A 13,875-nucleotide genomic window follows, 5' to 3' on the forward strand; every position below is an offset into this window, starting at 1 on the left:
AATGGATTTATTGCTTATTCTTTTCAATCACTGCGATCAAACCTGCACTGATTGCTGCAATCTTTCGGTCATTCCGAAGTGGGGTTGCAAGTTGGGTCATCCTGGTCTCGTCTTCCTGGATGTACCGCTTGAGAGTCTTTGAGATATGTTCTTCCTGGAGGAAGTGTGTGGATGTGTTCCCGGAAATGAATTCTGGGTTATGCATGATGGCATGATGTAGCGGGAGTGTCGTTTTCACACCCAGAATTACGTACTCATAGATTGCGCGACGCATTCTTGCAATTGCCAGATCCCGATTCATACCCCAGGCACAAAGTTTGGCAATCATAGAGTCATAGTGGGGAGGAATTGTATATCCAGCATGAATACCTGAGTCAAGCCTGATTCCAGGACCCCCGGGAGAGCGGTACCTGACAATCTTCCCGGGATCTGCAGCAAAGTTGTTCAGAGGATCCTCAGCATTGATACGACATTCGATGGCATGACCTCTGATGGTGATATCTTCCTGAGCATATTCTAGAGGATCTCCTGCAGCAACCACGATCTGTTGCCTGACAAGATCAATACCTGTTATAAGTTCTGTGATGGTGTGCTCGACCTGAAGCCTGGTGTTCATCTCCATGAAGTAATAGTTCCCGTTATCATACAGGAATTCAACAGTACCTGCGTTCACATAATCGGCCGCATCTGCAACTTTCAGGGCAGAATCTGTCATTCGCTCACGCAGTTCTGGTGTCATCACCGGGCAGGGTGCTTCTTCAATCAGTTTTTGGTGCCTGCGTTGGATTGAACACTCACGCTCGAACATATGGACGCCATTATTATGCTCGTCACAGAAGACCTGTACCTCAACGTGCCGTGGTTTCTGGAGGTACTTTTCGATAAAGACCGTCCTGTCTCCGAATGCAGACTCTGCAATTCGCATGGCTCCTTCGATCGCCTGTTCGATTTCTGAAGGGTCATGCACAATCTGCATCCCAATCCCGCCACCACCAGCACTGGCTTTAACAATCACCGGATATCCAATCTCATCAGCAATTTTTGCTGCCTTGCTGATATCATCAATACCTCCGTCTGTTCCTGGAAGGACCGGAACTCCGGCGTCTTTCATCGTCTGCTTGGACCTGATCTTGGATCCCATTGCCGCGATGGTCTTCTTCTTCGGCCCGATGAAGGTAATACCTTCTTCTTCACAAAGTCCCGAAAATGCAGCGTTTTCAGCTAAAAACCCGTAACCTGGATGGATTGCCTCAGCACCGGCGGTCTTTGCAACCGCAATGATCCGCTCCATGTTCAGGTAGGACTTTGATGGCGGAGCAGGTCCTACTGGAAAGGCTTCGTCTGCGTAATGTACAAAAAGTGAATTTTTGTCAGCTTCTGAGTAAATAGCGACTGTATCAATCCCGAGTTCGCGGCATGCCCGCATAACCCTGATTGCGATCTCTCCACGGTTGGCAATGAGTATTTTGTCAAAATACTTCATTCGATCACCATGAGCACGTCGCCGCTCAGGACCGTGTCGCCAGTGTCGACAAAGATATCGGTGACAACCCCGTCACGTGGGCTGCTTATCGGGTTCTCCATCTTCATGGCTTCAAGGATAAGCAGGGTCTCACCGGCTTTTACCTCATCTCCACGGCCGACCTTCATCTCGAGAATCATCCCCTGCATATTACTCCTGACTCCGCCTGGCATATCCTGCTTTGGCGGACCCGAGACCTTTGGCTTCTCCTTTGCCTGTTGATCACCGATTGCAAGGATCCGGACTGTGAAGGTCTCACCATCAACTTCCACCTGCATGGAATCGGGCATCTCAAAACCCGAACTCTTCTTAGCAGAACGAGTAGGGATCTTCTCAGCCTGCCTCTCACCCTTCAAAAATGATGGGGCAATTGCCGGATAAAGGATGTATGTCAAAACATCCTCTTCCTTCTTGATCAGGTCTGCATCCTGTGCCTCTTTCTTCATCTTTGCATACATTGGGTCCAGGAGATCAGCTGGGCGCTGAGTGATCACCTCCTCATCACCGATGATCAGATTGCGGATCTCATCAGAGACAGGGCCTGGTGAACGGCCGTAAAGCCCTTTGACATAGTCACGGACTTCTTTGGTAACGTTCTTGTACCGCTCTCCTCCAACCAGGACATTAAATACAGCCTGGCTCCCGACAATCTGAGATGTCGGTGTTACAAGCGGAGGATACCCGAGGTCACGACGTACCTCTGGGACCTCACGAAATACATCATCAAGCCGGTCAAGTGCATCCTGTTCCTGTAATTGGGAGACGAGGTTTGTGATCATGCCGCCAGGAAGTTGATAAATCAGAACATCACTATCCACCCGTTCGGCAACTGGTGTAAAGAGAGCATCGTACTTCTGCCTGATTTTCATACATTCATCCCTGATCTCACGAAGAATGAGCAGATCAATCCCGGTATCCCGTGGAGTTCCTTTGACAGATGCAACAGTGCTTTCAGTTGGTGGCTGGCTGGTTCCAAGTGCGAACGGAGACATGGCGGTATCAAGGATATCGACACCTGCCTCAATAGCTGCCTGATATGCCATTGAAGCGATCCCACTCGTGGAGTGGGAGTGCAGATCTACGATTACGTCCATCTCATCCTTTATTCCGGTGATAAGGGCTCGTGTCTCTTCAGGCATGGCAAGGCCTGCCATATCCTTGATGCAGATAGAGTCACAATCATGGGCGTAGAGTTCCCGAGCCATTTCAATAAACCCTTTTGTTGAATGAACCGGGCTTATTGTGTATGAGATGGTGGCCTGCAGGTGTGCCCCTGTCTCCTTAACCCGGGTCATTGACCTCTCCATGTTTCTGATGTCGTTGAGTGCATCAAAGACCCTGAAAATGTCTACCCCATTTTTGTATGAGAGATCGATGAACCGATCTACGACATCATCTGAGTAATGCCGGTATCCGACAAGATTCTGGCCGCGGAGGAGCATCTGGATTGGGGTGTGTTTAAGTTCCTCCTTCAGGGTGGTGAGACGGTGCCATGGGTCCTCATTCAGGAATCTGATGCAACTGTCAAAAGTTGCACCTCCCCATGCCTCAACTGAAAAAAAACCGGCTTTGTCTATTGCCCGTGCGAGCGGGATCATATCCTCGGTCCTCATCCGTGTTGCGATAAGAGACTGATGGGCATCCCTGAGTGTGGTATCGGTGATCTGAAGCTTCGTATTCCGGGCTGGACTCATATTGCCACCTCTGAATCGGCAGGTTGCGATTCAAACAGAAAAGGTTCAACCGGAGACTTTAAAAAAGTCTCAGAGTATCACGGAGACTGCCAAAATCAGCACGCAAAATGCTCCGGCACCGATATCAAAATATGAGGTCACAAAAGAGGGACACAGGCTGCCACCCCCCTGATATCCTCGAAGTGCAAGGACATCAGCTCGTTCACGGGCAAGCCTCAATTGCCTGACAAGAAGACTGGCAATAATTGGCGGGAGATTTGTTCCTGAAAGCCGCTGATCTTTCTGCGAGAGCGCGATCCGGGTTCGTCTGAGCTCGTCAGCAAGGATCTCAATTGTAGATATACTCATTTCCCCGACAAGTCCGAGATCGAATCCATTTCTCCTCCCGAAAAGCCAGACTGAAACATCAAGGAGTTCTCCCGGATACCGCTCATTGTAGGCCCATGAGGCGATTACAAGTACAATCGATATTCGTATGAGATAGGACACTCCATCGCCTCCCGACCACTCTGTTGCAATAGCAGCTATTGCAGGAAGCATGAAGACCATGGCACCGGTGCGGAGATCGTGGAATGAGGTTCTTCGATTAGTACAGGTTAACCACCAGACCACTGTGAGAAATGCTCCGGTAAGGGAGAGAAAGGAAACAATCGAGAGGAGTAACACAACACCGAGCCTTATCCGCGGATCCTGCATGCCGCCTCCACAAGATCCTGCCATGAGAGTCCTGAAAGTTCAGGGTCATTCTTCAGAAGAAACCTGATGAGTGGAGGAGGGTTTTTCCAGTGGCGAAGTGCCCCTGGAATATTCCCGATTTCTGAAAGAATCCCCTCCTGCATCTCCCATAGATGGTTAATTGAGGGAAGAGTAGTGATATCATGACTGATGATAATAGTGATTCCATCCCGATTTTGAGAGAGGTGAGATGAAATCCAGTACCTGGCTTCCTCATCAAGGCCGGCAAATGGCTCATCGAGTACCATTAGATCATACTTGCCAAGAAGCATGCACGCGAGATGAATCCGTTTGAGTTCTCCCCGAGAGAGAGTAAGAAGGTCGTCGCAGCCCCTACCCTGAAGTCCGGCAGTCTCAAGAACCTGGTCGGGATCGCGTTTCCAACTAAGGATCTCTTCCACGACTGTTGTTGTAGTGATGTGGTATTCAGGAAACTGCATTGAGAGTACAGAAGTCCGTATCCCGTCATATGTCATCCTGCCATCTGCTGGTTCAATCACCCTGCAAAGAATCTCTCCGAGGGTAGATTTCCCCGATCCCACCTTTCCTGTGAGAAGGTGAACTCCCTGATAAAATGTCCCGCTTGCCAGGAGTGAAAAGTTATCTCTCCTGATTGAGACCTTCTCAAGAGTCAGATGCATATACGGCCCTCCAGAGGGCGGGGTCTCTAAGTGTCCGGAGAAGGGGGAATCGTTTAGAGCCTTTTATTGAGCTTTGGTATATCTCATCGGGGGTCCCTGTACGAAGGACCTCTCCTTGTTTTATTACGATCACATGATCAGCAGATGTTACTCGTTCAGGCCGATGGGTTGCAAACAGAACATGTGGCACACCCACATTCCTGATGATAATATCCACTGTGCCAAGTGTGAATGAATCAAGGTGGGAATCAGTCTCATCTAGGATTAGAACCTCAGGGTTTGTGATGAGGGCAGAAGCAAGTGCAATAAGGACTTTCTCTCCTCCAGAAAGGGAACGAACTGGCCTGTTAAGCAGATGTATAATGCCCATGGTCCTAGCAAGTTCACGTACTGACTCCTCTATTACCCTGCATGGTTGAAATGAGAATCTGAGTGGTGAAGCGATCTCATCCATAACCCGGGTGAAAGTCATGTTGAGATCAGGGAACTCACCGACCCATCCGACAGTAGTCTTCCGGGGTTCCGTGTTGTTGATCCATATGTATCCTTGAATCGGAATTTGAATCCCTGCAATCATCTCAAGGAGTGTTGTCTTACCTGATCCATTCGGTCCGGTGATCGCTACCAGCCCTGGTTTAATAGTTAACTCAGGGATGGATAGACATCCGCACCTGATCGAACTGATGTGTATCATTGACGGGCTGAGTTATGCGGATTTTTTTCGAGCCTTGCCGCAATCACATAGACTGCTACACCTTTGATAAGATCTCCGGGAAGGAAAGGAATCATTCCAGAAACAAGGGCTGCATTGATTGACATTCCTGTAGATAAAACAAGCCAGATGATCCCGAAGAAGTAGATGAATGCCGTGGCCAGAAGAAGGCCCGCGATCCTGATTTCACGGGAGACATACTCATATGCAATCCCTGCTGTGAGAACTGCAGGAATAAACCCAATCAGGTATCCTCCGGTTGGGCCGAAGATGACCCCAAGTCCTGCCATTCCGTTATGAAAGACAGGAAGGCCAAGTGCACCAAGGACGAGATAGAGAACCAGAGGGATGATTGCCTGTCTCTTCATCACAGCAGCTGCAAGAAGTACTGCAAGAGTCTGGAGGGTGATAGGGACCGGAAAGATAGGAAGAGGGATAGGTATTGAAATCCAGGAAAAAACTGCTATAAGGGCAACAAAAAGGGAACTATTGGTTAGTGTTGTTGCACGGTCCAGGTTGCCAAACATCTTCAGATATGTACGCAGTCACCAGCTATGACTTTCTCTATTTTACCGTTGTCTTTTCTGACTACCAGGGCACCACTCGGATCTATATCAACAGCCTCACCTTCGAAACTATTCCTGAGCGTGTTGATCCTGACTCTGCGTCCGATAGTGGAGGAGAAGTTTTTCCACTCTCTGATGACTGCATCGTACTCTCCAAGGGTAATCATGTCATACCGGGCCTCAAACTCTTTTAGGAATGCAGCCAGAAGAGCTGCACGATCGATGTCGTGGTTCACCTCTTCACTTATTGAGGTGATAAGGTGCTTGATGGGCTCGTTCAGTTTATCAATACTGATGTTAGCATCGATGCCCAAACTTACGAGGCAGTACTTGACCTGTTCTCCCTCAGCACCGAGTTCGAGCAGGATTCCTGCAACCTTCTTATCACCGATAATGATATCATTGGGCCATTTGATGAGTGCACCAATATCAAACATCTTGCGAAGGACCCGTGCAACAGAAACAGCACCAGCTAAGGTGAGCATAAACAAGTGGTCGATGGGGATCTTTGGGGTAAGTACGATGGTGATCCAGATTCCTCCGCTTGGGGAGACCCAGGCCCTGCCCATCCGTCCATAGCCCCCTGTCTGTTCTTCGGCGATGATCACTAAACCGTGGAGGTCGTCAAGTTCACCCTGGTCAGCGAGATCTTTGCCATACCAGATTGTGGAGGGGATACTGTCGAAGTACCGCATTCTTCTGCCGATAACCTTCGTCTTCAGATGCTTGTACACCACATGGGGTCTGAAATCCATGTTGCTCTTATCAAGCATGTATCCCTCTTCATCAGAAGCGACAATGTCGTATCCGATTATCCGGAGTTCATTGATATGTTTCCATACAGCTGAACTGGAGATGGAAAGTTCTGTGCTGATATCGCTGCTTGGTACCGGTTTATCGCTCTTTTCAAGGATTTCAAGGACTTTAAAGGCAGTTGCGTACATACGTTCACCGTTTAGCGTTGATCTGTTCTGATGGAAGCGGACAAGGATCCTTTCCGCAGACTTGTTTTAGGATCATGGTCTGATGTTCCATGAGTGTGGCAAGGTCAAAAATGCCAGTGATATCGACGAGACCGATAGCTGCAATGGAATCTCCTGATTTGTCCCGGACCGGGGCAACGATGACCGGGACCCCTTTGTATGGTCCGGTTTTCGGGGTCTTTTTTATGACCTTGTTTGAGGAGAGAACCTCATCCAGTACAGGGCCCAGGTATGCACGATCAATAACAACTCCCTCCTCAATTCTGACGCCTGGAGTGTTACGAGCTTTTGCAGTCACCGGAAGTCTGCCGACAATCTCGTGGATTGACAAGCAGATGGGGATGAGATCTTCGGCTGTTGCATCAGCCGATATGATATAGTGGTCCATCGATATCCCTCATATTTCCCTCGCATGCAGCTACAATAAGGTTTCGCCCTCGGTCCGGCAAATATCGCGCAGAAATCTTCTGGAAGGGTATTCATGGAGGCTTGTCAGGATGATCCTACCTGCGCCGAGCGAGTATTCTACCAAAACCGGAGCCCCCCGCATTCTCATCCTGACTGCCGGCCCTTGTTTGTCAGGTCTATAGCCCTGAATATGAGCGTCAGTTTCTGTGTCTGGGATCTGAAAATCACCATCAATAGAAATTGTTTCCGGATAATCCTCGATAATACAGTTGAGGGGATGATCATCCCTGTCTTCTGGTTTCCCTTCAGAGAACCCGAATCTATATTGAATTATCACTGGAAGCCAATCATATACATCCGGACGATCGATACCTGCGCCAAATGCTATGAGTGTTCCTCCTCCCTGGATAAACCGACGTATTCTGCCTTCACATGCCCGTAATGCAGGAATGACTGAAGAGTATGCGGGGTTGGCGAACCCTCCGGGAATAATTACAGATGAGAATGTTCTTCGGAAAAAGGGTGCTGCGAGCAGATGGGGGGTGACCAGCTCAGCAGTAAAGCCACAGTCCTCTATGAGACGGGTGAACATGGTCGGACTGTCCCATATGATTCCAACCCGTCCAGTCATGGCTATCCCTTGATGACTCCGAGTGGTTCGAACCGTACAACAAGCCGCGAGATTCCAAGCCTGTCAACAACCGAGACAACCTCACTACTTGACTTGTATGCTCCAGGTGCTTCCTCTGCTATGGCTCCATCATGAGGGGCCTTCACCATGATTCCTTCACGGCCAAGACTTTCCCTCACCTGGCTACCTTTTATGGTCTTTTTTGCCTGGGAGCGCGATAGGATCCGTCCGGCTCCGTGGCAGGTGGACCCGAAGGTCCGCATCATTGCCTCATCTGTTCCTTTCAGGAGGTATGATGAGGAACCCATGCTTCCTGGAATAATGACTGGCTGACCTATCTTTGAGTAATCATGGGGGACATCGGGGCATCCCGGACCGAATGCCCTGGTTGCGCCTTTACGGTGAACGCAGACCTTTGTCAGTTTCCCATCGACAACGTGTTCCTCTATCTTAGCTACATTGTGGGCCACATCATAGACTAACTTGATATCATCGTATCCAATCCCACAGCATTTTGCGAGGACGTTACGGATCTGATGGGTGATCACCTGCCGGTTTGCCCAGGCATAGTTCGCAGATGCAGCCATTCCTCCAAAATATGCTCTCCCTTCTGGTGATGTCAAGGGGGCACACGCGAGTTGCCTGTCCGGCAGGCTGATGTGATACTTATCTACTGCCCGTTCCAGAATCTGAAGATGGTCTGTGCAGACCTGGTGACCCAATCCTCGTGATCCACAGTGGACCATAATACAGATCTGTCCTGCTTCGACTCCGAATACTTTTGCCGCTTCAGGATCGCAAATCTCGGATGCAACCTGAATTTCAAGAAAATGGTTACCTGCCCCAAGGGTTCCACTCTGTGGTACTCCTCGTGACCGTGCTTTTTGTGAGACATGAGAGGGGTCTGCCCCCTTCATACTCCCTCCCTCTTCGCAGTGGGCAACATCCTCCTTCGTTCCGAATCCTTCCTCAACAGCCCATGTAGATCCATGGATCATCATCTCATCAAGTTGTTTTGGAGAGAGTCGAAGTGAGGACCGGGCTCCGACCCCGACAGGCACTGCATCATAGAGTTGATCCAGGATCTCCTTTTTCTTCGTGATATCGTTGATTGTGAGCGGGGTAGTAAGCAGCCTTACTCCGCAATTGATGTCAAACCCGACACCTCCCGGTGAGATCACGCCGGTATCGTAATCAAATGCTGCAACACCTCCGATGGGAAATCCATATCCCCAGTGAATGTCAGGCATTGCGAGTGAATGCCTGATAATACCCGGCATGGTTGCAACATTGGCCAATTGTGTAACCGCTCCTTCCTCAAGTGTTGCTGTCAGGTTTTCAGAGAGGAAAAACCTGCCAGGCACTCTCATTCCTTCTATAAATCCTATCGGAACCTCCCACTCGAGATCACCGGTCCGCTTTAAACCATTAATCATTGAAGGACTCACACATCGAACAATATATCCAGTACATACTCATCGTTCTGTCTGCTGATAGACAGGCCTGAAAATGATATTCCTTTCACTTCACTCCCACCTCCATGAATCTTTCGATCAAACGGCTCTCCTGAAAGCCTGGCAGTCAGGCCTCCCTCGTTCAAACTCACAGCGATCTCAGAGAAGACGACATTTTCGGTCTCGGTAAGACAGAGAAGTTCAGAGAGAAAAGCCTGGAGTATTTGTTCATGATCGATACCCGTAACAGTAAAAGAGTAAGTGCAATCAGGGCGGGCAGAACCCTGGTACATGACAGCCATAAGAGCGTGCCCACATTCTTCAAAGAGCGTCGGTATATCCTGTGCCCAGACGTGCATCAGGATGTCAGCGGTATGTTCACGCTCTTCATAGGGCATAATCAGGTAGAACCTTCGATCATAGATTCGAGGTGATAGGGAATCATATCCATGTGAATATGATCGATGTACCGTGCCTGGTACATTGAGATGTAAATAAGGTGGTCTCCTGCTTTAAGCGTAATATCAGTAGGCTTAGCAGGTTTGTATGAGACAGGTAGCAGAACTGGACCACCACAGGAAGTTGAGATTCGGAAATTGGTATTTCGCTTATTAATATAGGCGATTACGTCATCATCGATGAAGACAGAGTGTGCTCCGGCATCCACTTGGGTTCCGGTGTAGAGATCAGACATCTTCCAGACAGGTCAGACGGTCAGGGAAAAAATGCTTCTGATGAGGATCTGAAGAAGGTGTCTGCTCTGGTCTTCCACAGTGGGATGAGATAATCCTGCGCACAATTGGGGTATGTTTCTCACGCAGACGGTAGATGCGACACCGGTCACGGTCACTACGTGTTCCTACCAATATCCCTATCCTAGATGATACAATTCCGATCATACCTGATACTGAATGATAACTTGTCCTGAACGAAAGAGATAATTTTTCGTATATCTCCTGAATCGAGAGGTCATTGTGGTTTAGAAAGATTCTGAGCATTGCGTACCGGATTCCCTCATCATCCCCGGCGAGCCAGGACCTAAGGCGCTCCTCAACAATATCATGGCGCTCATCCTGATCAGTCATAATCCGAGGTATCTGGAACATCGGCTAAATGGTTTCTTCTCTTGTATTTCTGATGATTAAACGGCTCCTCTCCGCGCAGAAGGCTAATGGTTTAATCTCTATACGAACCCAACTCAGTAATGTATGGGTTTTTTCAAATACGATATCAGCTCCTCCTCTCCTGCGAAACTCTGCACATTCCCAATGATAGTGCTTGCTCTTTCGCTGGTTATCGTGGGGATGACTTTTATTCACACCGGGCTTCCGATTAAACCCGGCATGGAGTTTACTGGAGGTATCGGGGTGACTATTGTTACCGATGATACCGCAGATCAACTCAAAGCCATGTTTGCAGACTATCCTCTCATCAGTGTTGAGGAAGGGATCAATCAGGGGAAATATCTCAAGTTTGATACGATGAGTGACGATAAGGTCCTCTCCCTGAATAAGTTGATTGAGAGTAAATACAATGGTGCCAAGATTGATCAGATTGGCTCCTCATTTGGAAAGACCCTTCAGGATCAGGCGGCCTTTGCGTTGATCATCTCCTTTATCGGTATGTCAATCGTCGTTTTCCTGATCTTCCGGACCTTTGTTCCATCTGCAGCAGTGGTTATTTCAGCTTTTGCTGACATGACCATGGCAGCTGCGGTTATGAACCTCCTTGGGATCCAACTCTCCCTCGGAACAACTGCAGCACTCCTGATGCTGATTGGTTATTCTGTGGACAGCGATATTTTACTGACCTCAAGGGTTCTGAAAAGACAGGGTAAGTTTGATGATAAAGTCCATGGGGCATTTATTACCGGTATCATCATGACCTCCACAGCGTTTTGTGCCGTCTTTGCGATGTGGGTGGTCTCATGGATCGGGGGAATTGAGATCATTCACGTGATGTCTCAGGTTCTGCTGATTGGCCTTATTTTTGATGTAATGAACACCTGGCTGACCAATGTTGGTATTCTGAAATGGTATGCCACTAAGGGGAAAAGCAAACTCTCCTCAACCCTTCGTGGAGGTGCATAAATGGATACTGAGAAACTCAAGACGACACTCAAGGACTACAGGGTAGCCATCTATCTCATACTCATAATAGCCTCTATCATCGTTATATTCCCACATCCAGGCCCAAACGGAATTCAGACAAACCTCCAGTTTGGTCTGGATCTGTCTGGAGGATCCTGGATTCAGCTCGAGTTCCAGTCAGCAGTTGTAACATTCAAGACCAGTCAGCCGGTGGATCAGTTTGTATCTGATCTGAGTAAAAAGCTCAATGCTGATGTCTCACTTGTGGGCACAGATAAAATAGAAATACGTAAACTGGTGCCTGAAGATGAACTGCGTCAGATCTTCAGTGAGAACAAGACTGAATTGGTCTCATACAGCCAGGGTGTTTCCAAGGAAACTGCTGATGATATCAAACGTATCCTTGAGAACAAGATTAACAGCCTTGGTACTCGTGATGCCAAGACTTACGTAATCACCGGCCTGAACGGAGTTAGCAGGTACATCAGGATAGAGATGGCCGGCGTATCAATGAGTCAGGCTCAGGAGATCGTTGGTAAACAGGGTAAATTCGAGATTCGGGTTGTAACCACTGGAAACGAAACCGAGCATGTTGTGTTTGGTGACTCAATTGAGAGTGTTGCCAACCCGTCACAGAACCCGCCAAACAGTAACAGTTGGGGTGTCTCGTTTGCACTCAGTCCTGAAGGAGCGGAAGAGTTCAGACAGGCTGCAATCAAGTATGGTGCAGTCAAGGATCCATCAAATCACAACCTAGCAATGATGCTTGACGGTAAGATGGTATATAGCGCTCCGCTCTCACCAGACCTTGCAGGAACCCTCCAGAGCCGTGCAAGCCCGAATCTGGTTGCTTCAACCGGTGCTGGTGACAAAGGAAAAGAGGATGCAAAAAATCTTGAGATTCACCTTCGTAACGGTGCACTCCCGGTAGAAGTTAAGATAGCAGGTTCAGGTTCTGTATCTCCAGAGCTTGGTGGCCAGTTCAAGATGTGGTGCGTAATTGCAGGTATCTTTGCCCTGGTTGCAGTTGGAATCAGTATCCTGGTCAGGTATCACGAGCCAGCTATTGTGCTCCCGATGGTTCTGATCAATGCTTCAGAGGTTATCATCCTGCTGGCTATCACGTCATTCTTCCTCCAGCTCGATCTTGCCACTATTGCGGGGCTGATTGCAGTGCTTGGTACTGGTATCGATCAGCTGGTTATCCTGACTGATGAGATTCTTCACGAGGGGAAAGTTCCCTCACCAAATATCTACCTTAAACGGTTGAAACGGGCACTTGGGATCATCATCGCCTCTGCAGCAACGGTATTTATCGCCATGCTCCCTCTCGCACTTATGGATCTCTCAACACTACGTGGGTTTGCCGTTGTCACCATCCTTGGTGTTCTGGTAGGAGTACTGGTTACGAGACCGGCATACGGTCATATAATCATGGCTATCCTCTCCAAATAACCAATACCATACTTTTATCTGTTTTTTTAACGCAATTTCTGATTAGGTTATCATTATGGCAAAACCGATCCTAATCGACTTTTTCGCTGAGTGGTGCGGACCGTGTAAAAGAATGGGCCCGATCATTGAGGAACTCAAAGGCATGATGGGTGACAAGGTGGAGATCAAGAAACTCGACGTTGATCAACACATGGCAGAAGCCCAGAAGTACCAGATATCTGTAGTTCCTACTATCATTATCGAAAAAGATGGTCTCCTGGTGCAGAAGATCCAGGGAGTTACCGATGCAGAGACCCTGGCATCTATACTGAAACCACTGGTGGAGTAACGTGAAGATAGGGATCGTCGGGGGAACTGGTAAGATCGGCGAGGGAATGGCGATGCGCCTGTCCCGGATCTATGACGTACTGGTAGGCTCGCGAGAAATTGAGAAGGCACAAGATACCTGCGAGTCTTGTTTGAGATATGCCGATGATAACGGGTTGTCCTGTACTGTCAGAGGCCTTACAAACCAGGAGGTTGTGGATGGAGCGGATGTAATTATCCTGGCTATCCCATACAAGCATCTTGATTCAACGATTGCAGGGCTCCATGGTCTTGAAGGGAAGATTGTGATAAGTCCAATCAATCCCATGGAAAAGCACGATTTCTTTGAGTATATTCCTCCTACAGAGGGATCTGCTGCTCTTCACCTGAAGAAGATTCTTCCCGAATCAACCCGTCTCTGCGTCGCATTCAACAATATTGCAGGAAACCGGTGGCGTGACATCGATGGAGAACTGGAATATTCAGTTGCAGTATGCGGTGATGATGAAGAATCCAAACTCATTGTTATGGATATGATCGATAGAATCTCCCTGCTCAAATCATATGATGCTGGTCCGCTCACGATGTCACCAGTCATTGAGGGTCTGACTGCCCTGGTGAATAATATCGCCAAGTGTAATCATATGAAAGACGTTGGGGTCAGATTCGTCTGATTAT

The 13,875-nt window shown here is 48.5% G+C and carries 17 protein-coding genes; 4 read left to right on the forward strand and 13 right to left on the reverse strand.

Going from position 1 to position 13,875, the window contains the following annotated elements:
* Positions 1 to 7 precede the first annotated feature (7 nt).
* The 13 genes from DK846_RS14185 to DK846_RS14245 form a co-directional block, all read right to left on the reverse strand.
* Positions 8 to 1,483, reverse strand: a complete 1,476-nt coding sequence (locus DK846_RS14185; RefSeq protein WP_109969624.1) for an acetyl-CoA carboxylase biotin carboxylase subunit — start codon at positions 1,481 to 1,483, stop codon at positions 8 to 10.
* On the reverse strand, positions 1,480 to 3,216 hold the full coding sequence (locus DK846_RS14190; RefSeq protein WP_109969625.1) for a pyruvate/oxaloacetate carboxyltransferase: 1,737 nt from the start codon (positions 3,214 to 3,216) through the stop codon (positions 1,480 to 1,482). Before DK846_RS14190 ends, DK846_RS14185 begins: the two co-directional genes overlap by 4 nt.
* Positions 3,217 to 3,285: 69 nt before the next feature.
* Complete coding sequence (locus DK846_RS14195) at positions 3,286 to 3,912, reverse strand: hypothetical protein (protein WP_109969627.1); 627 nt, start codon at positions 3,910 to 3,912, stop codon at positions 3,286 to 3,288.
* On the reverse strand, positions 3,894 to 4,592 hold the full coding sequence (locus DK846_RS14200) for an ATP-binding cassette domain-containing protein (RefSeq protein ID WP_109969628.1): 699 nt from the start codon (positions 4,590 to 4,592) through the stop codon (positions 3,894 to 3,896). Before DK846_RS14200 ends, DK846_RS14195 begins: the two co-directional genes overlap by 19 nt.
* Positions 4,576 to 5,286 carry an ATP-binding cassette domain-containing protein gene (locus DK846_RS14205; protein ID WP_109969629.1) on the reverse strand — a complete coding sequence of 237 codons (711 nt, stop codon included), beginning with the start codon at positions 5,284 to 5,286 and terminating at the stop codon, positions 4,576 to 4,578. Before DK846_RS14205 ends, DK846_RS14200 begins: the two co-directional genes overlap by 17 nt.
* Complete coding sequence (locus tag DK846_RS14210; RefSeq protein WP_109969630.1) at positions 5,283 to 5,831, reverse strand: biotin transporter BioY; 549 nt, start codon at positions 5,829 to 5,831, stop codon at positions 5,283 to 5,285. The genes DK846_RS14205 and DK846_RS14210 overlap by 4 nt, the downstream gene beginning before the upstream one ends.
* Positions 5,832 to 5,833: 2 nt before the next feature.
* Positions 5,834 to 6,814, reverse strand: coding sequence for a biotin--[acetyl-CoA-carboxylase] ligase (locus DK846_RS14215; RefSeq protein ID WP_109969632.1), 981 nt, complete (start codon positions 6,812 to 6,814; stop codon positions 5,834 to 5,836).
* Between the two features lie 4 nt (positions 6,815 to 6,818).
* Positions 6,819 to 7,241 (reverse strand): DUF2111 domain-containing protein, encoded by a 423-nt coding sequence (locus DK846_RS14220; RefSeq protein WP_109969633.1) that lies wholly within the window; start codon positions 7,239 to 7,241, stop codon positions 6,819 to 6,821.
* Between the two features lie 30 nt (positions 7,242 to 7,271).
* Positions 7,272 to 7,892, reverse strand: coding sequence for a type 1 glutamine amidotransferase family protein (locus DK846_RS14225; protein WP_109969634.1), 621 nt, complete (start codon positions 7,890 to 7,892; stop codon positions 7,272 to 7,274).
* Positions 7,893 to 7,894: 2 nt separating this feature from the next.
* A complete protein-coding gene (locus DK846_RS14230) occupies positions 7,895 to 9,328 on the reverse strand; it encodes an RtcB family protein (RefSeq protein ID WP_109969635.1) in 1,434 nt (477 codons plus the stop codon).
* An 8-nt stretch (positions 9,329 to 9,336) separates the two neighbouring features.
* A complete protein-coding gene (locus DK846_RS14235; RefSeq protein WP_109969637.1) occupies positions 9,337 to 9,744 on the reverse strand; it encodes an archease in 408 nt (135 codons plus the stop codon).
* Between the two features lie 2 nt (positions 9,745 to 9,746).
* Positions 9,747 to 10,040, reverse strand: coding sequence for a hypothetical protein (locus tag DK846_RS14240; protein ID WP_109969638.1), 294 nt, complete (start codon positions 10,038 to 10,040; stop codon positions 9,747 to 9,749).
* Complete coding sequence (locus DK846_RS14245; RefSeq protein ID WP_181391800.1) at positions 10,033 to 10,431, reverse strand: DUF2551 domain-containing protein; 399 nt, start codon at positions 10,429 to 10,431, stop codon at positions 10,033 to 10,035. The genes DK846_RS14240 and DK846_RS14245 overlap by 8 nt, the downstream gene beginning before the upstream one ends.
* 123 nt (positions 10,432 to 10,554) lie before the next feature.
* On the opposite strand from DK846_RS14245, the gene DK846_RS14250 reads away from it, so the two are divergent.
* Genes DK846_RS14250 through npdG form a run of 4 tightly spaced genes read left to right on the forward strand, consistent with a single transcriptional unit; the run spans position 10,555 to position 13,871 of the window.
* Positions 10,555 to 11,436, forward strand: coding sequence for a protein translocase subunit SecF (locus DK846_RS14250; RefSeq protein ID WP_109969640.1), 882 nt, complete (start codon positions 10,555 to 10,557; stop codon positions 11,434 to 11,436).
* Positions 11,437 to 12,891: a preprotein translocase subunit SecD gene (locus DK846_RS14255; RefSeq protein ID WP_109969642.1), complete on the forward strand. Its 1,455-nt coding sequence runs from the start codon at positions 11,437 to 11,439 to the stop codon at positions 12,889 to 12,891.
* Positions 12,892 to 12,946: 55 nt separating this feature from the next.
* Positions 12,947 to 13,219 carry a thioredoxin family protein gene (locus DK846_RS14260; RefSeq protein ID WP_109969643.1) on the forward strand — a complete coding sequence of 91 codons (273 nt, stop codon included), beginning with the start codon at positions 12,947 to 12,949 and terminating at the stop codon, positions 13,217 to 13,219.
* Position 13,220: 1 nt separating this feature from the next.
* On the forward strand, positions 13,221 to 13,871 hold the full coding sequence (npdG, locus tag DK846_RS14265) for an NADPH-dependent F420 reductase (RefSeq protein WP_109969644.1): 651 nt from the start codon (positions 13,221 to 13,223) through the stop codon (positions 13,869 to 13,871).
* The last annotated feature ends 4 nt before the right edge of the window (positions 13,872 to 13,875 follow it).

Origin of the sequence: Methanospirillum lacunae (genome assembly GCF_003173355.1) — an archaeon.
In the GTDB taxonomy this organism is placed as follows: domain Archaea; phylum Halobacteriota; class Methanomicrobia; order Methanomicrobiales; family Methanospirillaceae; genus Methanospirillum; species Methanospirillum lacunae.